The sequence below is a fragment of the Nakamurella lactea DSM 19367 genome, from assembly GCF_000426645.1.
In the GTDB taxonomy this organism is placed as follows: domain Bacteria; phylum Actinomycetota; class Actinomycetes; order Mycobacteriales; family Nakamurellaceae; genus Nakamurella; species Nakamurella lactea.
The window spans coordinates 84,236-107,930 of the sequence record NZ_AUFT01000017.1; the positions used below are offsets into that span (position 1 = coordinate 84,236).

21 protein-coding genes are annotated in these 23,695 nt (G+C 65.9%); 14 read left to right on the forward strand and 7 right to left on the reverse strand.

Annotated elements, in window-relative coordinates; all coding sequences use genetic code 11:
* The 8 genes from K340_RS0116505 to K340_RS35265 all read left to right on the forward strand — a co-directional run bounded on the left by K340_RS0116505 (position 1) and on the right by K340_RS35265 (position 10,451).
* The gene (locus K340_RS0116505) at positions 1–1,143 is read left to right on the forward strand and encodes a DegT/DnrJ/EryC1/StrS family aminotransferase (protein ID WP_029137530.1); all 1,143 of its coding nucleotides are present in this window, start codon (positions 1–3) and stop codon (positions 1,141–1,143) included.
* A gap of 3 nt (positions 1,144–1,146) precedes the next feature.
* The gene (locus K340_RS30750; protein WP_037365166.1) at positions 1,147–1,827 is read left to right on the forward strand and encodes a NeuD/PglB/VioB family sugar acetyltransferase; all 681 of its coding nucleotides are present in this window, start codon (positions 1,147–1,149) and stop codon (positions 1,825–1,827) included.
* A complete protein-coding gene (locus K340_RS37075) occupies positions 1,824–2,936 on the forward strand; it encodes a DegT/DnrJ/EryC1/StrS family aminotransferase (protein WP_037365168.1) in 1,113 nt (370 codons plus the stop codon). Before K340_RS30750 ends, K340_RS37075 begins: the two co-directional genes overlap by 4 nt.
* Positions 2,937–2,962: 26 nt before the next feature.
* On the forward strand, positions 2,963–4,498 hold the full coding sequence (locus tag K340_RS0116520) for a lipopolysaccharide biosynthesis protein (RefSeq protein ID WP_281170734.1): 1,536 nt from the start codon (positions 2,963–2,965) through the stop codon (positions 4,496–4,498).
* Positions 4,499–4,509: 11 nt separating this feature from the next.
* Positions 4,510–5,805, forward strand: coding sequence for a glycosyltransferase family 4 protein (locus tag K340_RS36000; protein ID WP_029137533.1), 1,296 nt, complete (start codon positions 4,510–4,512; stop codon positions 5,803–5,805).
* Positions 5,806–5,827: 22 nt separating this feature from the next.
* Positions 5,828–6,940: a glycosyltransferase family 4 protein gene (locus tag K340_RS0116530; RefSeq protein ID WP_245599594.1), complete on the forward strand. Its 1,113-nt coding sequence runs from the start codon at positions 5,828–5,830 to the stop codon at positions 6,938–6,940.
* Positions 6,918–8,165 (forward strand): glycosyltransferase, encoded by a 1,248-nt coding sequence (locus K340_RS34440; RefSeq protein ID WP_051266591.1) that lies wholly within the window; start codon positions 6,918–6,920, stop codon positions 8,163–8,165. The genes K340_RS0116530 and K340_RS34440 overlap by 23 nt, the downstream gene beginning before the upstream one ends.
* A gap of 474 nt (positions 8,166–8,639) precedes the next feature.
* The gene (locus K340_RS35265; protein WP_161632125.1) at positions 8,640–10,451 is read left to right on the forward strand and encodes a DUF4082 domain-containing protein; all 1,812 of its coding nucleotides are present in this window, start codon (positions 8,640–8,642) and stop codon (positions 10,449–10,451) included.
* Between the two features lie 41 nt (positions 10,452–10,492).
* Here K340_RS35265 and K340_RS0116550 read toward each other — a convergent pair whose 3' ends face one another.
* Together K340_RS0116550 and K340_RS0116555 are read right to left on the reverse strand one after the other, a co-directional pair.
* The gene (locus K340_RS0116550; RefSeq protein ID WP_029137536.1) at positions 10,493–11,395 is read right to left on the reverse strand and encodes a glycosyltransferase; all 903 of its coding nucleotides are present in this window, start codon (positions 11,393–11,395) and stop codon (positions 10,493–10,495) included.
* 3 nt (positions 11,396–11,398) lie between these two features.
* Positions 11,399–12,115 (reverse strand): hypothetical protein, encoded by a 717-nt coding sequence (locus K340_RS0116555; RefSeq protein WP_029137537.1) that lies wholly within the window; start codon positions 12,113–12,115, stop codon positions 11,399–11,401.
* A gap of 230 nt (positions 12,116–12,345) precedes the next feature.
* Between K340_RS0116555 and K340_RS0116560 the strand changes: the two genes are divergently transcribed.
* The 3 genes from K340_RS0116560 (at position 12,346) to K340_RS30770 (ending at position 15,497) form a co-directional block, all read left to right on the forward strand.
* On the forward strand, positions 12,346–13,209 hold the full coding sequence (locus K340_RS0116560) for a YveK family protein (RefSeq protein ID WP_029137538.1): 864 nt from the start codon (positions 12,346–12,348) through the stop codon (positions 13,207–13,209).
* Positions 13,210–13,290: 81 nt separating this feature from the next.
* On the forward strand, positions 13,291–14,589 hold the full coding sequence (locus K340_RS30765) for an O-antigen ligase family protein (protein WP_154674308.1): 1,299 nt from the start codon (positions 13,291–13,293) through the stop codon (positions 14,587–14,589).
* Between the two features lie 8 nt (positions 14,590–14,597).
* A complete protein-coding gene (locus tag K340_RS30770) occupies positions 14,598–15,497 on the forward strand; it encodes a glycosyltransferase family 2 protein (protein WP_037365174.1) in 900 nt (299 codons plus the stop codon).
* A 9-nt stretch (positions 15,498–15,506) separates the two neighbouring features.
* Here K340_RS30770 and K340_RS0116575 read toward each other — a convergent pair whose 3' ends face one another.
* Genes K340_RS0116575 through K340_RS0116590 form a run of 4 tightly spaced genes read right to left on the reverse strand, consistent with a single transcriptional unit; the run spans position 15,507 to position 19,539 of the window.
* Positions 15,507–15,782, reverse strand: coding sequence for an acyl carrier protein (locus tag K340_RS0116575; protein ID WP_029137539.1), 276 nt, complete (start codon positions 15,780–15,782; stop codon positions 15,507–15,509).
* A 45-nt stretch (positions 15,783–15,827) separates the two neighbouring features.
* Positions 15,828–17,054 carry a pyridoxal-dependent decarboxylase, exosortase A system-associated gene (locus K340_RS0116580; protein ID WP_029137540.1) on the reverse strand — a complete coding sequence of 409 codons (1,227 nt, stop codon included), beginning with the start codon at positions 17,052–17,054 and terminating at the stop codon, positions 15,828–15,830.
* Entirely contained in the window at positions 17,051–18,640 is a 1,590-nt protein-coding gene (locus K340_RS0116585) for an acyl-CoA ligase (AMP-forming), exosortase A system-associated (protein ID WP_211229493.1), read from the reverse strand. Before K340_RS0116585 ends, K340_RS0116580 begins: the two co-directional genes overlap by 4 nt.
* A gap of 29 nt (positions 18,641–18,669) precedes the next feature.
* Positions 18,670–19,539: a hypothetical protein gene (locus K340_RS0116590; protein WP_029137542.1), complete on the reverse strand. Its 870-nt coding sequence runs from the start codon at positions 19,537–19,539 to the stop codon at positions 18,670–18,672.
* Between the two features lie 175 nt (positions 19,540–19,714).
* On the opposite strand from K340_RS0116590, the gene K340_RS30775 reads away from it, so the two are divergent.
* Genes K340_RS30775 through K340_RS30785 form a run of 3 tightly spaced genes read left to right on the forward strand, consistent with a single transcriptional unit; the run spans position 19,715 to position 22,645 of the window.
* Entirely contained in the window at positions 19,715–20,620 is a 906-nt protein-coding gene (locus K340_RS30775; RefSeq protein WP_037365178.1) for a glycosyltransferase, read from the forward strand.
* The gene (locus tag K340_RS30780; protein WP_051266597.1) at positions 20,613–21,278 is read left to right on the forward strand and encodes a polysaccharide deacetylase family protein; all 666 of its coding nucleotides are present in this window, start codon (positions 20,613–20,615) and stop codon (positions 21,276–21,278) included. Before K340_RS30775 ends, K340_RS30780 begins: the two co-directional genes overlap by 8 nt.
* A gap of 44 nt (positions 21,279–21,322) precedes the next feature.
* Positions 21,323–22,645, forward strand: coding sequence for a glycosyltransferase family 4 protein (locus K340_RS30785; RefSeq protein ID WP_037365180.1), 1,323 nt, complete (start codon positions 21,323–21,325; stop codon positions 22,643–22,645).
* 17 nt (positions 22,646–22,662) lie between these two features.
* On the opposite strand, the gene K340_RS0116610 is transcribed toward K340_RS30785, so the two are convergent.
* The gene (locus K340_RS0116610; protein WP_029137543.1) at positions 22,663–23,688 is read right to left on the reverse strand and encodes a TolB-like translocation protein; all 1,026 of its coding nucleotides are present in this window, start codon (positions 23,686–23,688) and stop codon (positions 22,663–22,665) included.
* Positions 23,689–23,695: the final 7 nt, after the last annotated feature.

The window sequence follows — 23,695 nt, forward strand, 5'->3', positions numbered from 1 at the left end:
ATGGCCCGGATCAATGTGATGCAGCCGCTGCTCGGCCAGGAAGAGGTCGACGCCGTCACCGAGGTGATCCTGTCCGGCTGGGTAGCGCAGGGCCCGAAGGTCGCAGCCTTCGAATCCGCCTTTGCCCAGGCGATGCAGGCCGAACACGCGATCGCCGTCTCCAGCTGCACCACCGGACTGCATTTGGCCATGGTGGTTGCCGGCGTCGGGCCGGGCGACGACGTCGTCGTCCCGTCGTTCTCGTTCATCGCCACCAGCAATGCGCCGATGTACGTCGGTGCCCGCCCGGTGTTCGCCGACGTCGACGTGACGACCGGGAACTTGACGGCAGCCACCGTCGAGGCGGCGTTGACCCCGGCGACCAGGGCCGTGATCGCCGTCGACCAGGGCGGCGTCCCGGTCGACCTGGCCGATATCCGCGCGCTGTGCGACCCACGCGGCATCGTGGTGATCGAGGATGCCGCCTGCGGCGCCGGATCGACCTATCGAGGGCGGCCGGTGGGCGCCGGCGCCGAGATCACCGCCTGGTCGTTCCACCCCCGCAAGATCGTCACCACCGGCGAGGGCGGCATGGTCACCACCTCGCGGAACGACTGGGGGAGCCGCACGCGACTGTTGCGCGAGCACGCGATGAGCGTGTCGGCCGCCGACCGGCACGCCAGCGTGTTGGCGCCGCCGGAACAGTACCTGGAAGTTGGCTACAACTACCGGATGACCGATCTGCAAGGGGCGATGGGCCTGGTGCAGCTCGGTCGACTACCGGGCGTCGTCGACCGGCGTCGCGAACTCGCCGCCGGATACGCGAAGGCGGTCGGCGAGATCGACGGTCTGCGGCTGGTAGCGGACCCGGAGTGGGGGACCACCAACTTCCAGTCCTGCTGGGTCGAGGTGGGCCCTGGTTATGCATTGGATCGAGACGGACTGTTGGTGGAGCTCGCCAACGGCGAGATCTCCGCGCGCCGCGGCATCATGGCAGCCCATCGCCAGCCGGCCTATGCCGACGGCGACCACGGCAGTGCCGAGCTGACGGTCACCGACCATCTCACCGACAACACACTGATTCTCCCGCTGTACCACCAGATGTCGGACTCCGAGCAGGCCAGGGTGATCGATGTGTTGCGCGCGGGCTCGGCGGTGAGCTGACCGGTGGCGCTCGAACCTGTTGTGTTGATCGCGGCCGGGGGCCTCGCCCGCGAGACGCTTGCTGCCATTCGAGCGGCGGGCGAGCTGGACCCGATCGGTCTGTTCGACGACAACGTCGAATTGCACAACAGCGAGGTGGGCGGCGTCCGGGTACTCGGGAGTAGCTGGGAGGCCGCCGGAGGTATCGATGCGAGGGTCGTCGTCTGCGCCGGGTCCGGAATTGCCCGAGCCGCGATCGTGGAACGCCTCAATGGACGTGGCGTCGGCGGCGATCGATACGCGACAGTGGTTCATCCCAGCGCAACGATCGGCACAGGCTGCACGACCGGGTCGGGGTCGATCCTGCTCGCGAACGTCGTCCTCACCTGTGACGTGGCGGTCGGCGAGCACGTCGTCGCCATGCCGAACGTGACTCTGACCCATGACGTGGTGGTCGACGATTTCGTCACGCTCTGCGCCGGGGTCAGCATCGGCGGCGCTGTCCGGCTCGGCCGGGGAACGTATCTCGGCATGAATTCCTCCGTCCGGCAGGGTGTTCGGGTGGGTGACCGGTCCACCCTCGGGATGGGATCTGTGCTGCTGACGGATCTGCCAGCTGGCCAGACCTGGGTCGGCGTGCCGTCCCACCCGATCGGGTTGCCACAGAACGAGTTTCAATACACAGCGAGGGGTGCTCAGCAGTGAAGGTTCCTTTGGTCGACCTGGCCGCACAGCAGGCCGAGATTGCCGATGAGGTGCGCGAGGGGTGGGACGCCGTTCTCGCCGCCACGGCCTTTATCGGTGGCCCGCAGGTGGCGGAGTTCGAGCAGGCGTATGCGCGGGAGATCGGCGTCGAATACTGCGTCGGCGTCGGTAACGGCACCGATGCTCTGGAGTTCGCCTTGCGAGCCGCCGGCGTGGACTCGACCGGCGAGGTGATTCTGCCGGCCAACACGTTTATCGCAACCGCGGAAGCCGTGGTGCGTATCGGCGCCAAGCCGGTGCTGGTCGACGTCGATCCCACCTATCTGCTCATCGATCCCGATCGGGTGGCCGAGGCGGTCACCGAGCGCACCCAGGCGATCGTTCCGGTCCATCTGTTCGGCCAGACCGCACCGGTCGAACTCCTGGAACCGCTCGCCGCCGAGTGCGGAGCTGTCATCGTCGAGGACGCGGCGCAGTCGCAGGGTGCGCGCCGGCACGGCAAGGCGGCGGGATCTTTCGGCATCGCGGCCGGAACCAGCTTCTACCCAGGGAAGAACCTCGGTGCCGCCGGCGATGCCGGAGCTGTTCTGACGAATGATCCCGACCTGGCTCGCCGCGCCCGGCTGCTCGGAGCGCATGGGAGCGAGAAGAAGTACGTCCACGAGACCATCGGGTTCAATTCCCGGTTGGACACCCTTCAGGCCGTGGTGCTCTCTGCCAAGCTCAAGCGGCTCGCAGCCTGGAATCAATTGCGGCGCACCGTGGCCGATTACTATGCCGAGCTGTTGGCCGACCTGCCCGAGGTCGTGCTCCCGAGGCCTCTGGACGGCAACGAGGACGTCTGGCACCTGTACGTGGTTCAGGTCGACCGCCGGGACGAGGTGCTGGGCGCGTTGCAGGCGACTGGGATCGGCGCAGGCATCCACTATCCCGACCCGGTGCACCTGACTCCGGCTTTCGCCGATCTGGGACAAGGCGAGGGGTGTTTCCCGGTGGCAGAGGCCGCTGCCGGGCGAATCCTTTCCCTGCCCGTCTATCCGCACCTCACCCGGCCGCAACAGGCATACGTTGCCGACGCACTGCGCTCGGCGGTCAACGCCGACAGGTGAGAACAATCCGAGACCCAGAAGCCCTTGTGGGCACCGACGACACTGGAGATGAGCCGGCCACAGATCATCTCTCGGATGATGGTGCGCAGACGACGCCTGATTCGCTGGGTCGGCAAGTTGGTCGTGGGGCGCTCTGGTCGGTTGCTTCGAACCTGACCATGCGGTTCGCCAGCATCGCCATCACGGCAATTCTTGCCCGGCTCCTGGCTCCTGACGACTTCGGCATTTTCGCGATCGCTCTCGCGGTGTTCCTCGTGGTGTCCAGCCTCTCCGAGGTAGGGCTGGGATCAGCGATCGCGCGCTCTGCCAAGGAGCCCGACGACATTGCTCCGACGGCGGCTTCCATGTCGATCCTGGTCAGCGCCGGATTGGGCATCGGAATGTTTGCGAGCGCGGGCTGGTTGGCGTCGGCACTCGGCCAACCCGAAGCTGCCGAGCCGATCCGGGTGCTGTCCATCTGCCTGGCGCTGACCGGGATCTTCGCCGTTCCTGGCGCGCAATTGGTTCGAGAATTCAAGCAGAACCGCATCTTCCTGGGAACGGTCGTCGGGTTCCTGGTCGCGAACCCGATTCTCGTGCTGCTGGCGGTGAACGGCGGCGGCGCGACAGCGTTTGCCTGGTCCAGAGTGATCGGCCAGGTCGCCACGGGACTGGTCTTCTACTTCAGCACGTCCCGTCGCTACCGACCAGGATGGCGGAGCCAGTGCATCGGACCCCTGCTGCGATTCGGCCTGCCGCTCGCTCTGGCCAACCTGGTGAACTGGACGCTGCTCAATGCCGACTACATGATCCTCGGCCGGTTGGTGAACGCCGCCGAGGTCGGCGTCTACATGATCGCCTTCAACGTGGCGAGTTGGTCGACTGCTGTCCTGGGATCAGTACTCAACAATGTGGTGGTGCCGGCATTCGGCCGGGTCAGCCACGACAGAGCGCGGCTGGGCAATGCACTGACGATGGCTTCGCGGCTGGTCGCCTTGCTCGCATTTCCGGTGGGAGCGCTCACCCTCGCCTTGGCCGGCCCGTTGATCCTGTCGCTCTTCGGTGCCAAATGGGCCGAGTCGATCCCCGTCCTCGCCGTGTTGGCCGGCTACGGGGTGCTGTACACGTTCAGCTTGCTGTACGTCAACGTTCTGGTGGCGGCCGGGCGAACCGGGCGATTGCTGGCGATCCAGTTCCTCTGGGTCGTGTTCCTGGTGCCTGGCATGCTCGCCGGCGAACATGCCTGGGGTCTGGCCGGGGTGGCGTGGGCTCACGTGTTGACGATCGGATTGGTGGCAGTGCCTGCTTATCTGGTGTGCGTTGTCCGCGTCGCCAACATCTCGATGGCGGAGGTCATTCGGGTCGTCGCGCCGCCCGCGGGTGCAGCAGTCGTCGCAGCAGCGGCGGCATGGGCGGTCTCCCAGCTGCCCTCGTCGCCGTGGTTGGCCCTGGCCGCCGGTGGAACGGTCGGCGTTCTTGTCTATGCGTGCCTTGTCCTGCCGATTGTCGTCAGGTTCGTTCCACCGCGCTTCGTTCCGAGCTGGGTGCCGCGCTGGGGCCGCGTCGAGCCGGCCGGCTCGTGAGGGGGAACGTGATGTCCGAGCCGTTGTCTGCGGTGAACCTCGGTGCCGGCCCCAGCACCCCGGATCAACCACTGAGCGTGGTGATCGGCTTGGAAAGCATGGCGCTCGGTGGTTGTCCGATCAACGCACTGGACCTCGGCCGATCCCTGCGCGAGAGGGGGCACACCGTCAACGTTTTCGCGATTGACGAACCCGGGCCGGTGTCGATCGCCAGCTACGCCGAACGGTCTGGATTTCCTCTCACCCGCATCGACGCACGAGCCGGAGCGCTGGCCCGCACCAGGCAGATCCGGCGCTTCGCGGACGCTCATTCTGCAGATGTGATCCATGTTTTCGCGCCGTGGCTCGGATCAGCCGCGGTGGCGTCGATCGGCGGGCGATCCCGACGCATCGCTGTCGTGACCAACTGGACGATGGAAAACGTGAGGTACACACCCCGGCAAACGCCGATGATCGTCGGGACGAGGGCCATGCAGGTGGAGGCACAGGGATTCCACGGCGCTGCCGTCCATTTGATGGAGCCTCCCGTCGATATCGAGGCGGAGCTCGCCGGGGCGCGCGGCGCGGCCGAGTTCCGACTCGCCGCCGGACTCGCTGACGACGACATCGTTGTGACGATCGTGAGCCGGATCGCCTCGATCATGAAGGCCGAGAGTATTGGATATGCGATCGCGGCCTTGGGGAGGCTCGACCACCCACGGCTGCGGCTGGTGATCGTCGGCGACGGAGACGCGTTCGATGAGATCGCGGGACGTGCCGAGGCGATGAACTCCCGATTGCGCCGACCGGCGGTGGTGCTCACCGGAGCACTAGACGATCCGCGGTCCGCCTACGCGGCCGCGGATGTCGTCATGGGAATGGGAGGCTCCGCCCTGCGCGCGATGGCGCACAGCAAGCCGGTCATCGTATTGGGTGAAAGGGGCTTCGCCAAGGCGCTTGAGCCCCGGACAATCCCATACTTTCTTGAGTCCGGATTCTATGGAACTGAACCTGCTGCCGATCCGATAGCCGTCTTGTCCGAGCAACTGGAGTCGCTGATAGACCCGCAACGCGGTGTTGAACTCGGGCGCATCGGCCACGAACTCGTCATCTCCAAATTCGGCCTCGGCGCCGCCACTGACTCGTTGGTAAGCATGTACCGCGCGGAGATCCGCCGGGGTGCCGGTACCGCTGCGCGCACTGTCTTCGGTCTCGAAACGTTGGTCAGAGCGATGGCTCATCAGGGTCGAGCGGCGACCAAGCGCCGTTTGGATTCGATGCGGGGTCGGGTCGGGACGCCCGTCGACGCGAGTCGGACAGAAGGCTGACGTCAACGACATGCGAGTGCTGATGGTGAGCCACGAGGCATCCCGGAGCGGTGCACCGCGGATTGCGGTCACCGCTGCCCGCGCCCTTGCCGGTCAAGGGCACGACGTCCGGGTTATCTCCCGCTTCCCCGGGCCGATGCTTGCCGACTTTGCCGAGGCAGCCCCAACGAGCGTGGAACCGTTGCATCGTCTGCGACGACGGATGCGCAGGTTTCCGATACTCGACGCGGTCGCCAGGGGCATGGACTCGGCCGTCGCGGCGTCAACAATTCTGCGGCACCGTCCCGACCTGGTCTATGTGAACTCGGTGGCGGCGGCGGCCTATCTGCGTCCGGCGCGATGGCTCGGCCGCCGGGTCATCCTGCATGTCCACGAGTCGGGCGCGGTGACCTCCGAGTTCTTGTCCAAGACGGGTGCCGCTGCCGAGCTGGTGAGAGTTCACCTGGTCGCCTGCTCCCCGAGCACCCACCGTGATCTCACAGAGATCACGGGTCTGGAACCCGAATCGATCGAGCTGCTCCCGTCGGTACCTGACGATGCCGAAGTAGCAACCCGCGCCGAGGAAACGGCAGAGATGCCGAAGCCCGCCGGGCAGCTGATAGTCGGGGCCTGCGGGGCGGTCGAACCTCGGAAGGGGGCGGATCTGTGGGTGGAGATGGCCAGCTCCATCCTCGCCTCGTCATCGACCGATCATGACGTGCGGTTCGTCTGGGTCGGCCAGGATGATCCCGGTGCCCGGGGCAACCTACCGCCGGCCGTCGAGTTCATCGGACAGCGGAAGAACCCGTACTCGTACATGTCCCAGTTCGACATCTTCACGTTGCCTTCGAGAGATGACCCGTTCCCGCTGGTCGTCCTCGAGGCGATGCTGCTCGGACTGCCTGTCGTCGCCTTCGATGTCGGTGGCGTCAGAGCGCAGGTGGGCGATGCCGGGATCGTGGTCCCGGCCGGCGACACGGTTGCCTTCGCCGGCGCCGTTCGTAGATTGCTCGGTGATGAGCAGGAGCGAGTCGAGTTGGCGGTGGCGGCTCGGCAGCGGGCCCAGTCGTCGTTCTCGACCAAGGCATTCAGTGAGACGCTCAACCGGATCGTCCAGTCGGCAGGATCAGGCGGTGCACGTGTTCGAACCCACTGACGGCGATGGTCCCTCGGAGACTTCCGGGCCGGACCCCGGCACCCAGGCGCCGGGCGTGACGATCATCTGCGTGTTCAACGACGTCGACGTGCGCCGAGATTGTCTCGACCGAGCCATCGATGCGTACACCGGTACTGCGGCCATCGAGTTCATCCCGGTCGACAACTCGGCGCACACGTTTTCGACGGCAGGTGCCGCGCTCAATCACGGGGCTCGGTGCGCGCGCAACGACGTTGTGGTCTTCGCCCACCAGGACGTCTATCTGCATTCCTTGGACAGAATCGTCGAGTCTGCATCCTTCCTGAGCGACGAGACCTGGGGAGTGCTCGGAGCCAACGGCGTGACCTCGACCGGGAGCTCCGTCGGTCGGCTCCGCGATCGCGTCCAATTGATAGGACGGAGCGCTCCGGCACCGGTCGATGTGGACAGCCTCGACGAGGTTCTCTTCATGATCCGGCGCGATCAAGTGCTCCAACACCCACTGACGGAGGATCCGGATCTGGCCTGGCATGCCTACGCCGTCGAATACGGCCTCCGGATGAAGTCCTTGGGGCTGCGAGTCGGAGCCATCGATCTCGCGATCACCCACAACAGTCTGACGGTGAACCTGGACCGACTGGACGAGGCGCATCGCCGCGTGGCATCACTGCACCCGGGCGTTCTTCCGGTGAACACCACCTGCGGGACCATCGCCCGTACACCAGCTCCATGGAAATCGGCCGGCCCCCTTCGCAAGCACGGGTGGCGTCTGCGGTGGCTGCGGCAGTCCGGATCAGCTGCGAAGCTGCGTCAAGGACTGCGGGTACCGGTCGTGCTCGCCGACATTCGCCACGATGTTGATCTTCTTGACTACTCCCGTGACGCACCACTGCACGTGCTCAATCTCGACACCGGCGGCGGCTTCGCCGAATTCGATCAAGAGCCGATCCGGCTCGCGCGCCGCGGCAGACCGGTGATCTTTGTGACCTGCACCAGCATTGACGACCTCATCGACAGGCTCAACGCTGTTTCGGGAACGGAGTCCGTCCTTGCGCCCGACCTGTTGCTGAATGATCTCGATCGCCTCAGCCGTTCGGGCGTTCGCAACAGTTGCATCGCGGGAGTCCAGCGTGGCGGGTGGTGGCTGATCGCCGGCCCGGTGACCGGCCGACTCCCCGACGAGTGGTTGGACCAACGTGCCGTCCCGCTCTTCCAGGCAACTCCGCAGCGGAGTGAGCGCCACTAGACGTAGCGCCGCGCTACCGGATCTACGTTTCCTGGGATACGGCGGCGCGCTCACGCCGTGGCCTCCGAGGTGTTCGGGTGTGGCCGACGGGACTGGCATCGAGATTCCCCCGGACGCGTGCTGTCAGTGGCTCACTGCGACGCCTAGCTACGGAACGTGTTAGTCGATAGGGCAATCAGGGGACGAGATCTCCGTTATCGAATCGTTATCGCCCGGTAGTCTTCGTTTCCGGGGCACAGTGTCGAATCGCGAAGCTGGCCTTCACCCGCGCGGGCGTTCGCCAGGTTGATCGCCGTCAAGGCAGTGGGTAACGTTTCGGCAGCAGCGACAGAAATTCTGGATAACGAACTATTCGCAGATTCTCGAAGTCTGCTATCGAATGAATTCTTAGGAGTTACTACGATGCCACGCCGATCAGGAGGCCACGCCGTCCAGCCCAAGGGTTCGGCAAGGCGGGCTGCGCCACGTTTGCTGGTGTCCATCCTCATGTTGCTCGGGGTGGCGGGCGTCGTCGGCACTGCCGGCGCGACCGCCGCCGTCAGTACCTCTGGCTTGGCCGCGGTCCCCGCGTCGACCGGGAATTGGATCTGGTCCAACGCCACCAAGCCCCGATCGGGCGCTGACCCCGACACGAAGAAGGTCGAGCTTGGCGTTCGCTTCAAGCCCTTGCAGACCGGCACCGTCGACGCGATTCGGTACTACAAGCTGGCCCAAACAAAACCCGCGACCGCAGCGACATTGTGGAGTCCCGAGGGCAAGGTGTTGGCGCGAGCGACATTCAGCGCGACGAGCGCAACGGCCGTCGGCTGGCAGGTCGCGACGCTTCCGCACCAGGTTACTGTTCTCGCAAACAAGTCATACGTTGCGTCGTACACCGCGCCGGCCGGGCGATACCCGGCGGATCAGTACACGCTCGGCGGTAGGTCTCAAGTCAGCAACGGTCACGCGACGGCACAATCCAGCGTATACAGCTATGCGCTCGGGTATCCGACCTATACGTGGAACAACGCCAACTACTTTGTCGATGTCCGGATCAAGAACGGATCGACCGGGGCCACCGGGTCGGTGACACCTCCCAAGCCGACTGCAACGAGCAAGCCGACGGCGAGCAAGCCCACCACGACCAAGCCGACCACGACCAAGCCGACGACGAATAAGCCGACCACGACAAGGCCGACGACCAGCAAGCCCACCACGACCAAGCCGACGACGACGGTTCCGACGACGACCAAGCCGACGACGACGGTTCCGACGACGACCAAGCCGACGACGACCAGGCCGACGACGACGGTTCCGACGACGACCAAGCCGACCACCACGCCTCCTACTTCGACGCCTCCTCCGACGAGCGCCGGATGTGTCGGTGCGGCAAACACGCCGGGCGGCCCCGATCCGTGGGGAGGGTGCTGGCCCGGCCCGCAGAACACCGGGTATCCGCACGGGCTCCCGGGCGACACGCGCAAACCGGTCACTCTGACGAACTACACCGGGCCGACCACCATCAAGTCCTGTGGTGTGGTGATCGACTCGAAGATAGTGAATGACACCATTCTCGTTCAGGTGGGTAACGGAACGCACAGCGCTTCGACGCCGTGCGTGACGATCAAGAACAGCCTGGTGAAGGGTGTCATCTTTGCCGAGCAGGACAACTACGGTCCGGTCCTTGTCACGGACACGGAGGTGGTCCCGTCCGACCTCCCATGGTGGGAGAACATTGGACGCAGCAATATCTTCGTGTACCGCGTGAATTCGCACGGCGGTCAGGGCGTCATCAAGTGCGATTCATATTGTGAGGCAAAGGACAATTGGGTCCATGGCATGAATCTGGGCCTCGAGTACCACTACAACGCTTTCGGTGGCAACGGCACGAATCAGTTCGTGATCGACCACAACTGGGCATCATGCGGTGACTGGGACAAGGTGTCGAGCCCGGGCGGCGACGCCGGCTGTTCCGCGGACATCGGCTTCTATGGTGACTTCGCGCCGATCCAGAACGTGACCATCAACCGCAATTTCCTGGCTGGTTCGCGGATCAATTCGGCAGTGCCGAACGCGTCCGATCGTCAACCCGGATACTGCCTGAATCCGGGCTACTACCCGGGTAAGCCCTATCCCGCTCCCTCGAACGTCAAGGTGACGGACAACATCTTCGGACGTGGCTACAACGGGAAGTGTGGCGTCTTCGGACCGACGAACAGCCTGAACGGCGTTGGCAAGCCCAACGGCAACACCTGGTCCGGCAATCGGTACGACAACGGCGCAGCGATCGGGCGACCGGAGGAGTGAGCTCCGGCCGCAGCGTGGGGGACGGCGGCAAGCTAGGCGAACTACCCGGCTTCTCCCGACCCGTTCCGTGGTTGCAGGATGACCTTGATCCGGTCTAGGGCATCGCGGCCGAAGAGCGTCAGGATCAGGTGCTTGCCGGCGCTCCGAACTCGCTCCCGGCTAGTGCGGGCAGGCGAGACCACGAAACGATCGAGGTTCAGTTCCCGCGCACTGGGTTCGGGCAAGCCGTCCAGGGCGGACGGAAAGAGCCGCCGGAACGGACCGGGTGATGCCAGGCGCCCCCTCACCCGGTTGCTGACGTTGGAACCATGCACTACTTGCATCCAGCCGGCGTCGCCACCGATCTCGATCGCCGGCATGAGCTTGTCGAAGTCCGTGTGCCATTCTGACCAACAGGTGGCAGTTGGAGTGGCCCAGGGCGTTCGAACCGAGTTGAATGCGTTGCGCGGATACCTGTGCGTGTAGAGCCGCCCCCCGGTACGGATCAGCCCGTTTCGCACATAGATCGCACTCTGGAACTCAGCAACGGAACCGCCCTGCAAGCGAGCGATGAAGTCGGTCGCGATGACGTCGTCATTGTCGAGATTGGTGGTGAGCAGATCGTCGGCGGGCGTCCCGATGATCGTTCGGATGTCCGAAATCATCTGCTCGGTCGATACGGATTCCCGAAAGACCGGGACGAAGGTTCCATCGTGCTCGTACTTGGCGATCATTTGACGCAGCCACTGCGGGCTCGCCGGGTCGAAGTAGATGAGCCAGGTGAAGTGTCGGTTGGTCTGTCCGACCACCGACGGCACGGTGAAGCGCTCGAACAGCGACACCCGCTCGCGCAACCAGCCATCCTTCGCACGGATCAGCTCCTGTACTCCAGCCGACGGCAGGTTGAACCGGGTGAGTAGGACATGATTCGCCGTGCGCTCGGCGGGGCTTTCGCCTTCGGACACGATCTACCTACCCGCGCCTAGCGGCAATCGAGAACGGACGCCGGGTCCAGCCCGACGATATCGAGTGCCCATGAACGAATCTGCTCGCGTGCGCCGCCGCCGAATCCGTTCCATCCAGTACACACCGGCGACGGTGACCGCGAAACCTACGACCGCGCCCGCGCCGAGTACCCGCATCCGACTGCCGGCGACGTAATACACCGACGGCGTTGCAGGTGTGTTGATGGCGTGGGCCAGCATTGTCGGCGCGACGCCCAGCTTCACCTGGCGTTGGTTGAGGAGGGCGGCCAGGTCCGTGGTGATCCGGTCAACGTCGGCGGCGACCTGATCCGGCGTACTCGCGACCGATTGCACGTCGATCTGTGCGACGGGGTACAGCGGCTGCCACTGATTTCCGCGGTTCACCATGCGGACCTCGGTGCCGGATCGCACCCCCTCGCCGAACAGCGTGGTGTCGGACGAAGCCATCTGCACGGGCTGGTTGTCGCCGTTGTACTCGGCGACGATCACTCCCGCGAGCGCCGAAAGAGAGTATTGGGGGTCTTCGAGTTGGTTCGGGAAGTACTCGTACGTGGGAGGGACGATCACGACGTTGACCTGGGCCCAGTACACCCCCTCGCGGTGGCTCATCGGCCAGACCACGACCAGCGTCAATGCCATGCCAAGCAGAACCAGGTACCACCGCCTCACGAGCAGCCAGAGCAACTCCCGAGATGTCATGATTCCCCACGGTCCCTGGTCCTAATCGATGGGCTCATCATAGCGGAGTGTGGTCAGTCCTACCGCTGATCGCTAGGTCGTACACCCATTCGGCTGTATGCGTCGTCGAGCAGTGATACGATAGTGACGAGCGAACGGAGCTCGGGGCTAGAAGCCGTCTGCTGGGCCAAGGTCCCGTCGGGGTGTGGATCTTCAGAGCTCGCTCTGGCCCGCGCCAGAGGAGGATTTGTATGCAGCTCAAGGACTTCGGAGCGACTCTTCTCCGGCGCTGGTATCTGCTCATCGTGGCTCTCGCCATCACCATTGGCGGCACCCTGTACATCATCGACTACGTGGGTCCCACCTATGAGGCCGAGGGGTCCGTGCTGGTGTTTCCTCCCGTTGAGACCGTTCAGCGGGCCAGTGAGGATCAAGCCATACAAGGAAACCCCTACCTGGTGCTCAACGGCGTGTCGCAGGCACGCGACATCGTCATCCGGGCCTTGACCTCGAAGTCCACGCAAGAGGCGGTCGCCACGCAGGTGCCGAATTCGTCGTTCGAGGCCACGCCGGACTTCACGAACAGCGCTCCGATCATCCTGATCACAGCTCACGCGAACACGGGCGAGGATGCGACTGCCGCGCTCAACACCGTGATCGAACGCGTACCGAAGATTCTGAGTGACCTGCAGGCCGGCTTGGACCTGAAGTCGGCCGCGTTGATCACCTCGCGCCCGCTGTTGGCCGACAAGGTTGCGACCGTCGTCCACAAGGGCCAGATCAGGGCAGGCATCGTCGCCGGGGTCGGGATTCTCGGTGTGTGCCTGCTGCTGATCGGCTTGTTCGACGGCCTGATGGCCCGCCGACGCAAGCGGGCCGACCAGGTGGCGATCGAGGCGGAGGAGACGGCCGAGGCCGACGAGCTCGAACGGCCCAGTCCGCGGACCGAAAAGGGAAGACGTCGGAAGAGCCCAGGGCATCGGAACGAGCCGGGCGCCACCAAATCTCCGCCCCGTGACGCCGACGAGATCGCGCACGACATCGTGCCTGGGCGCTTGCGAAGCGTGAACGACTCAGGGGCCACTGTGGAAGCCCCAAAAGCCGCCCAGCGGTAAGCAGGCGACCCGATGCCAGCTCCACGGGCCCCAGGACTCCGACCGAGCGCGAGCGCTGCGCCGGGCTTGGATGCGACGTCCGTGCTGACTGTCTACGTCGTCCTGCTGCTCGCCATCCCGTCGGCCATGCGGCTTGCGCCCCTAGGTTCGGCCGGCGCGCCATCGACCGTGATGGCGATCGGCGCGCTCTTCTGGTGGGTGTGGTTCCACCTCCACCGCAACTGGCGGCTCTTCGACGGGTTCCAGCCCGTGAAGATGGCCATCCTGGCCTGGCTGATCAGCATGTTCGTGGTGTACGCGCACGCCATGTCGTCGCCGATGTCCGGTGACGAGATCAGCCCCGCCGACAACGGCATGCTGAAGCTGGTTGGGTTGTCCGGGATTGCGCTCATCGCCAACGATGGCATCGTGAGTCTGGAGCGCCATCGCACGGTCATCCGTCGACTGGTGATCGGCGTCGGACTCGTCGCCATCCTCGGGCTGCTGCAGTACTCGACCAAGCAACTGTTCATCGATCGGATTCAGATTCCCGGGCTGACGTCCGGAGCCTCCGGACTGACCCTGGCCGAGCGCAGCGGCCTCACCCGGCCGAGTGGCACCTCCACCCATCCCATCGAGTACGGCGTCGTTTTGACCATGGTCCTTCCGTTGTGCGTGGCCTATGCGATGCACGCGCCCAGGCGTCGATGGCTGTACAGGGTGGTCCTCGGCGCCGTCGCGTTGGCGGTCGTTCTGTCGATCTCCCGGTCCGCCCTGCTCTGTGCGGCCGTCGGACTGATCGTGCTTGGTTCCTCTTGGTCGGCTGCTGCACGGCTCAAGGCGTTGGCGTTCGCCGGCGCCACCGCCGTTGTCGTCTACCTTTCCTCGCCGGGTGTACTGGGCACGCTGACCAATCTGTTCACCGGTGCCTCCGACGATCCGAGTATCGCTTCGCGAACCGGGAGCTTCGACGTCGCCGGGCAATTCATCAGCCGCAGCCCGTGGCTCGGAAGAGGGTTCGGAACCTTCTTGCCGAAGTATTGGATCCTGGACAACGGGTATCTCGGTTTACTCATCGAGGGCGGGGTTCTGGGGTTCGGCGGACTGCTGATCGTCATCGGGTCGGCGATCTGGGTCGCCCGCCAGGCACGCAAGGCGGCACGCAGCGACTTCGACCGTGAGCTCTCCCAGGCACTGGTGGCATCGGTCGCTGCAGGTGCCTGCGGGCTGGCATTCTTCGACACGTTCGCGTTCCCGCAGTCGGCCGGTACCTTCTTCCTGCTCATCGGCCTGGCCGGCGCCTCGTTACGCCTGCAATTGGCCGACCGATCAGGTACGAGCGCGACCAGCTTCGACGATCAGGCGGGATTCCTGCCCGGAATCAAGGCCGCACGCCGGTGAGCAGCGATATGCCAGTGGTCGCTGCCGTCGTCGTGACCTATAACAGTGCGAGCCACCTTGGCGACCTTCTCGACAGTTTGCCTGCGGCGTTCGGATCGGTATCGGGCGTGACCGTCGTGGTCGACAACGGATCCACGGACGGCACTCTCGATCTCGCGAGGTCTCGAACAGACTGCATCGTCATCGCCGAAACCAACCGTGGATATGGCGCCGGACTGAACCGGGGGGCCCAGCAGGTCGACGAGGCCGACTTCGTACTTGCGCTGAACCCGGACGCAACACTTCGACCCGGTTCGATCGAAGCGCTGGTGGCCGCGTCGGCGAGCCGACCGGACGCCGGGGTCGTGGTGCCGAAGGTTTTCGAACTCGACGACGAACTCTCCCTTTCGCTGCGCCGGGACCCCACTCTGGGCCGGGTAGGCGGTCTGAGCTTCACCAAGAGTCCGCGGTTCTCCGAGATCGTCTACGACCCCGACGAGTATCGGCGTGAGCACGTCGTCGACTGGGCGATGGGCGCCGTCATGCTCATCCGCCGGGAATGCTGGGATGCATTGGACGGCTTTGACGAGTCCTACTTCCTCTACTCCGAGGAGACAGACTTCTGCCTGCGTGCCCGCGACCGAGGTTGGACAACGCTGTACGCACCGACGGCCGTGGTGATGCACATCGGCGGCGGTTCGGGCGAGAGCACCACCACCCACGTGATGAAGATGGTCAATCGGGTGCGGATCTACCGTCGGCGGCACAAGGCGCTGGCTTCGGGGACCTACCTCGTGCTTGCCGTGGTCACCGAGGTGCGACGGGCCCTTCTCGGGCGCCGGGCGTCGTGGGCAGCCGCAAACGCGCTTCTCCGCCCGTCTCGTCGTCCTGCAGCGCTCGGCTGCAGCGACAGTTGGCTGCCGAAGTGAGTTGAGTCGTCAGACCGGCTGCGGACCGGTGGCGCTTCGCTGAACGAACTCGGCCAAACTGCCGACGGTCTCGAAGATGTCGCCGGTGAAGTCGCTGTCGTCGATCACGAAGTCGAACCGCTCCTCGAGCGCGGCCGCCAACTCTACGACGGCGAGGGAGTCGAGTTCCGGCATACTTCCGAACAGGGGTGTGCTGGCCTCCAGCGACGACACCCGATCCTGGATCCCGAGCGTGGTGCCGAGAACTTCCTTGACGCCCTCCAGCGTCGACGAGCTGATATCCATTCGCTACTCCATTCTGTGGATGGTGGGTGAATCGATCGTGAGGTGCTACACTAGGACCTCGGCCGGCGCCGGATGGCCGAGGAAGGCAGTGGGGCTGGCCGTCAGACCGTAGGCGCCGGCCTGGAACAGCACGATCAGGTCACCGACGTCTGCCCGCGGCAGCGCAACGTTGTCGCCGAGCAGATCCAGCGGCGTGCACAGACAACCAACCACCGTCACCTCCTCGGCGGCGTCCGTCAGCGAGCGGGTGGCAACGGCGATCGGATAGTTCCGCCGGATCACCTGGCCGAAGTTGCCCGAAGCCGCCAGTTGGTGGTGCATTCCGCCGTCGACCACCAGATAGGTCTTGCCGCGCGACACCTTCCGATCGACCACCCGCGTCACGTACACCCCGGATTCGCCGACAATGTAGCGGCCCAGCTCGACGACCACCCTGGCGTCGGGCAGGTTCGGCCGGATCGACTCGTCCAGCAGCGCAGCGAGATTGTCACCGATCGCCGGCAGGTCCAGCGGTCGGTCCTTGTCGAAGTACGGGATGCCGAATCCGCCGCCCAGGTTCAGATACCGGATGGGCCACGGTGTCTTGTCGGCCAGCTCCAGCACCAGGGCGACGGTCTTGCGCTGCGCGTCGCAGAGGATCTCGGCATTCAGGTTCTGCGAGCCCGGAAAGACATGGAACCCCTGAAACTCCAGATCCGCGGCGGCCAGATCGGTCAGCATCCCGGGAACCTGCTCGACGTCGACGCCGAACTGTTGCGGGCCCCCGCCCATCCGCATCCCCGAGCCCTTCACCTGGAAGTCCGGGTTGATGCGAATCGCCACCCGCGGCCGGATGCCGAGCTGGTTGCCGACCCGCACTACCCGGTCGGCCTCGGTCGGCGACTCCATCTCGATGGTCACCCCGGCGGCCACGGCCTGGGTCAGCTCGGCGTCAGTCTTTCCAGGGCCGGCGAAGCTCACCCGGTCGCCCGGCGTCGGGGTGTCCAATGCCGCCCGCATCTCCAACGCCGACGCGACATCGAGCGAATCGACCAAGCCGGCGACATGGTGGATCACTGCCGGCATCGGGTTCGCCTTGACCGCATAGCTGAGATGGATCCCGGCCGGCAAGGTGCTCCGCAGCAGCCCGATCCGTTCGGTGATGAGCCGACGGTCGTAGGCGAAATAGGGGGTCGACCCGACTCGCTCGGTCAGCCGGCCGACCGGTATTCCGCCGACCGCCAGCCGCCCGTCCGGACCGGCGAAGGCGGCGATGCTGGGGCGCTCACTCACTGGCCGATCTCCTCACGCAGGCGTACCCGGTCGAACTTGCCGTTGGGCGATCTGGGCAGCTCTGGCCTGACCACCACTGTCGACGGGAGCATGTACAGCGGCAGCTGCCGGCGCATCACCGCGAGCAGTTCCTTCGTGTCGAGATCCTGCCCGGCAACCGGACTGGCCACCAGCAGCACCCGCTGCCCGAGCTTCGCATCGTCCATGCCGAGTGCCACGGCGTCCCGCACCAGGCCACTGGCGAAGGCGACCTCTTCGATCTCGGTCGGGCTCACCCGATAGCCCGAGGTCTTGATCATTTCGTCGGTGCGCCCGACGAAGTAGAGAAAGCCGTCCTCGTCCCTGGTCACCCCGTCGCCCGACCAGACGGCCAGCTCCGGCGCGCGCCAGCTCGCGTCCCGCTCCCGTCCGGGTACCGGACGGAATCGCTCGGCGGTGCGATCCGGATCGTTCCAATAGCCCAGCGACACCAGCGCACCCCGGTGGACCAGCTCGCCCTCCTCGCCGGGATCGCATTCGGTGCCGTCCGGGCGGACCACCAGAATCTCCGCGTTCGGGATGGCCTTGCCGATCGAGTCGGGTCGTCGATCGACCTCCGCAGGATCCAAGTACGTCGACCGGAACGCCTCGGTCAACCCGTACATCAGGAACGGCGCCGCCTGTGGGAAATGCCCGCGGAGCTTGTCGAGCGTCGACTTGGGCATCCGCCCGCCGGTGTTGGCGAAGTACCGCAAGGTGGCCGCCGCCTCCGGTGGCCAGGCCAGATCCGCGATCTGGATCCACAGCGGGGGGACACAGGTGAGCCCGGTGACGCCGTGTCGGGCACACAGTCTGACCACGTCGGCCGGCAACAGGTAGTTCATCAGGACCACGTGCGCGCCGACGCCGAAGGCGGTGGTCAATTGGCTGAATCCGGCGTCGAAGCTCAGCGGCAGGGCCGACAGAATCACGTCCTCGGCGGTGTTCGCCAGGTACTGGCTGACGCTTTCGGCGCCGACGATCAGGTTCCGGTGACTCAGTACCACCCCCTTCGGCTTGCCGGTGCTCCCCGACGTGTACAGGATCGCGGCGATATCCAGATCGATGCCGTCACGATCGATCTCGCCGAGCCCGTCGGAGGTGAACTCCTCGTCCCACGAACGCACCCGGACGCCGGGCACAGTGCCTGCCGCTGCCGATGATTGGCCGCCGCCGACGACAATGACGAGCTCGACGGAAGGTCGGGCGCCGAGCTCGTCCGTGAGCTGCGTCAGTCGTTCCGGCGAGGTGACCAGGACCCGAACGTCGCAGTTCCCGAGGATGTAGCCGACCTGCGCCGGGCGCAGCAGCGGATTGATCGGGACGAAGACGCCGCCGGCGGCCGAGGTGCCGAAGATGGCCGCCACGGTTTCGATGCGCTTGTCGAGCAGGATCGCGACCCGGTCGCCGCGCTCGAGTCCGGACCCGATCAGGCCACGGGCGACGGACTGCACCGTGCGCCACAGGTCTTGGTAGCTGCAGGTCTCATCCTTGTAGGTGAGTGCCGGCCGAGACCCGTGGATGCCGGCGCTGTCCTGCAAGAGGTGGTGCAGCTGAGTTCTGATCACCGCGGGCTCCTTGATCGTGCAGTCATGGTCTACCAGGCCACGCTGGTGAGTTCGCTGTACAGATAGTCGATCTGATCCGGCTGCAGGGTCTGGCTGCGGAACATCTTCGGGCGCGGCTTCTTCAGCGCCACCGAGAGCTTCGGCGCGGCGCCGACGACGCGGAGTTCCGCGAGGGTTGCCGGCAACCGGTGGCGCAACAGGAAATGCCGGTAGACGAGGCTCGCCGTCTCGCGGAACAGTTCCCGGTTCGAGACATACAGGATCGACGCGAACAGCGGCAGGTTCTTGCGCCGGTCCTTGCGGAAGATGAGGTAGCAGTAGTCGTCATTGCGGCGGACCACCAGGTGCTGGGCCGCGGCCGCTGTCAGGTGGTCGCGGTAGATCTCGAGATCGCCGCCGCGGAGGGTCTGCGCGATCGCCCGCCGGTCGGTCACAATTCGGGCGCGCGCCGGCCACAGCGGCCAAGGCAGGTTGGGGACCAGAGCCGTGGCCGTATCGAGTTGTTGGAACTTGAGCCGGAGGTTCAAGGCCACCACATTGCCGCTCGGCGACAGATCGGTGAAGTGATAGCCCCGTTGACCGAGCAGGCTGCGGAGCAGCCGCAGACCTTGCGATCGGTAGTCCTCCAAAACGCACCACGCTGCGAGATTGCAGAAGCGCTCTGCGCGCCCCGCCATCACCCGTTCGGAGTACAACGCGAGATAGACTCCCACTACCTCGTCCGGGGTCCGCAGCAGGTAGCCGTGGTTCGGTTGTTCGGCGTGCCAAGGGGGTTGAAGTGCCGACGCCCAGGCCGCCGCATCTACCCGGGAATTGAGGTTGACGTGCAGAAAATCGGCCACCGACGGTAGGTCCGCGGCGGTGATCGGTTCGACGACAGCGGGACGAACAACCGGCATGGGGTTAAAGTACTGCACGAGGGTGCTCGACGTGAAGGCTCCGTTACGCTCAGTGGTCGATCTGTTGTCGTAGAGCGCACTCGATCACTGGATTGGGCGTTGTCGGAAGGTGCTGTCGATCGCGACGGAGAGGCGACCAGGTGTACGACATTCTCGGGCAGATCCGGACGACGCCGTGACGAGCGTGGTGATCGCGGCTCACAACGAATCCGCCGTCATCGGCCGTTGTCTCGATGCACTGCTGGCCGACGCAGCCCCGGGCGAACTCGACGTCACCGTGGTGGCGAACGGGTGCACCGATGCGACCGCGAGTGTCGCCGCCGCTCGGCCCGGCGTGCGAGTCGTCGACACCGCGGAGGCCGGCAAGGCCAAAGCGCTGAACCTGGGCGACGCCGTCGCCGTCGGGTATCCACGGATCTACCTCGATGCCGACATCACGGCGTCGACCTTTGTCGTGCGGACGTTGGTCGAGGCGCTGGATCGGGGCGCGCGGCCGCCGGCCGGAGGCATTCCCGTGCTTGCCGTCGTCCCCCGCCGAGAACTCGACGTCCGGGGGAGACCACTGCTGGTTCGTGGCTACTTCGCGATCAACAAGAGACTTCCGGCCTTCCGGAGCGGTCTGTTCGGTCGGGGGGTGATCGCCCTGTCCGAAGCCGGCCGGCGAAGGTTCGACACCTTCCCGGAAATGGTCGCCGACGACCTGTTCCTCGATTCCCTGTTCGACGCTGCGGAAAAGCAGGAAGCCACCGCCGTCGCGACGGTGGTGGCGGCTCCGCTACGGACCAGGGACTTGGTGCGCAGGTTGGTCCGGGTACGCCGCGGGAATGCCGCGATGCGGGCCGCCGGCCGATCCGGCGAGGTCGCGGTAGACGTGCGGCACGCGGATCGATGGGCCTGGCTCCGGGAGGTGGTGCTGCCGCAGCCCTGGCTCGCGCCCGCCGCGGTCGTGTACGTCGGGATCACCGCCCTCGCTGCCGTCCTTGCGCGCCGGTCGTCATCGAACGGCGATTCCTGGGGGCGGGACGAGTCGACCCGAACAAAGGCGGAAGCCATGAACGACGGCGAGGATTCCGATGGCTGATCGACTGCTGAACATCTGCTTCCACGGTATCGGGGAGCCCGGCCGCGAGCTGGAACCGGGTGAGGACCGGTACTGGATCGGGGTGGACCAATTCCACCGGATCCTCGATGAGATCGCGACCTGGCGCAACGTCAGGATCAGCTTCGATGACGGCAATCGGTCGGATCTCGAGTACGGACTTCCCGCACTGGTCGAAAGGGATCTGCATGCGACCTTCTTCGTCCTGGCGGGCCGGCTCGGGCAGCCCGGCAGCCTGGCCGAGGACGATGTTCGCGCCCTCGACCGAGCGGGGATGACGATCGGCACCCACGGGATGAACCATCGACCCTGGCGCGGAATGGCTTCGCAGGAACGGGAAATCGAGCTCGTCGAGGCCCGAGAGCGCATCGCGGATGCCAGTGGACGCCCGGTCGACCAAGCGGCGTTGCCTTTGGGGCGCTACGACCGACAACTGCTGAGTTCCCTGAGGGGGCTGGGATATACCCGAGTATTCTCCAGCGATCGGCGTGCCTCGTCGGCAGGATCTTGGCTGCAGCCCAGGTTCAGCGTCCGCGTCGACGACAGCGCGAGTTCGATGAGGTCGACAGTTCTTCCGGTGCCCGCATTCTCATCGCAGCTGAAGGTTCAGCTGAAGGGCGTGGCCAAGAGGCTGCGCTGAAAGGTTCGTAGTTGTCGCGATTCGAATCAGCTGAAAGGACCGGGATGCGCGAGCGCGTTCTCGTCATCGTCCAAAACCTGCCGGTGCCGCTGGACCGCCGGGTCTGGTTGGAATGCCAGGCGTTGACGGCCGCGGGGTACTCCGTCAGCGTGATCTGCCCGAAGGGGCCCGGCGACCCGGCCCGGCAGGAGATCGACGAGGTGGCGATCTACAAATACCGGCCGGCACCGGAGGCGCGAGGCCTCGGCGGCTTCGTCATCGAGTTCGTCTACTCCTGGCTGCGCACCGCGTGGCTGTCGCTGCGGGTGCGACGCGAGCGCGGCTTCGACGTGATCCAGGCCTGCAACCCTCCGGACACCTACTGGCTGCTGGCCCGGCTCTGGCGGCTGCGAGGCGTCACGTTCGTCTTCGACCAGCACGACCTGAATCCGGAGTTGTACCTGTCCAGGTTCGGCGAACCGACCTCGATCGGGGGAAAAGTGCAGTACGGCGGCCTGCGCTGGCTGGAGCGGATGACGTACCGGACCGCGGCCAGGGTGATCTCCACCAATGAGTCGTACAAGAAGATCGCGGTCACCCGCGGCCACCGTGACCCGGCCGATGTCACCGTGGTGCGCAGCGGCCCGGACACCCGACAGATGCGCCCGGTGTACCCGCCCGAGGACATCAGGGGCGAGGCCGAGCACCTGCTGGTGTACCTGGGCATCATGGGCCCGCAGGACGGCGTCGACACCGTGCTGGAGGTGATCGACGAGCTGGTGCACCGGCGCGGCCGCACCGGCCTGCGCGCCGCGCTGCTCGGCTTCGGCGACTGCCTGGACGACCTGAAGGCCCAGTGCACCAGACTCGGGCTGGACGACGTGGTCACCTTCACCGGCCGGGCCGACAAGGCGATGGTCGCCGATTACCTGAGCGCCGCCGATGTCGGCCTGTGTCCGGACCGCAAGACCCCGCTCAACGACGTGTCGACGATGAACAAGACGATGGAATACATGGCGTACGCGCTGCCATCGGTCGCCTTCGACCTGGTCGAGACCAGAGTCTCCGGCGGCGACACGGTGCTGTACGTCGAATCGGGCGATGTTCAGGCATTCGCCGACGCGGTGGAGAAGCTGCTCGATGACCCGGACTTGCGGGCCGATCTCGGTATCGCCGCCCGCACCCGGGTGGCCGACGAACTGGACTGGCGTCCCCAGGCCGAACGCTACGTCTCGGTGTTTGACGCCGTCAGCGGCCGGAAAGCCTTGCCCGCGACCGGTTCAGAGAGCCGATCGGCCGGCGCCGGCACCAGCCCGGCCGGCCGCGATTTCGTCGACCTGACCAACGAGGACGAATTCCGCCGGTTCGTCATCCAGCGGCGCCGGTAGCGGCGCGGCGGCGGCCGTCATCGTTGCACCACCGCCGGCGACGAAGCCTGCGGGATGAATACGGCCGGCGTGCCGGTCCCGTCGGCGGGCACCGACCAGATGTCCGAGACGGTCGCGTCGGCGCCGGTGCGGGGGAGTGCGTACAGGATGTGGTCGTTGTCCAGCCATTCCACCTGGTCGTCCACGCTGCGGGTCTCGGCCAGCACGGTCTGCTTGCCGGTCGTCAGGTCCATCACCGCCAGGTGCCACTGGCCCGGCGCGGCCGCACCTTGCCGGATCTTGAAGGCCACCCGAGTCCGGTCCGGGGACACCGACGGGCACTCGGCGTCGCTGCGCAGCGACGTCATCGTCTTCTTCGCGATGCTGCCCTTGACCAACCAGGTCTTGGCCGCCGAGACCGAGAAGGCGGTGGCGTAGAACGTGTCGTCGTCGACGAAGGTGACGCCCCAGAAGTTCCGGTCGACGGTGGTGAACGGCTTGCCGTCGACGGTGGTGGCGAAGTCCTCAAGGTTGCCGATCACCGTGCCGTCGGCGCGCTGCAGCACGGTCGCGGTGGAGAACGTCGACGCCGCGTACGAGTGCCCGGTGACGAAGGTGGTGGTTGCCACCATCGATCCGTCGGCGGAGATCCGGGCCCGGCTCGGCAGCCCGGTGAGGGCGGTGGACAGCGTCGGCTGCAGCTGTGCGTCGAGCATCTGCACCCCGTACTTCGCCGCGATCCCGCGCTCCGCCGTGATGCACACCCCGTTGGTCCAGGTCGCGTACACCCGCTCGCAGCTGGACCCGAGAACGGCCCGTGGGCCGCCCGGGTCGGCCAGCGCAACGGTGGCCAGCTTTCCGTAGCTGTCGCCCAGCGCGCTGGACCGGAAGACCACGTGATTCTCCGCGAGAATCGCTGCCACGTCCGAGGTTTCCGGCACGGCGGGCGCCGCCGCTGCCTCGTTGGCAGTCTGCGCCTTGGCGTAGATGAGGTAGCCGACGGCGGCGCCGATGGCCAGCACGAAGACCACCGCCAGCACGACCAGGCGGACGCGAACCGTCACTGTTTCT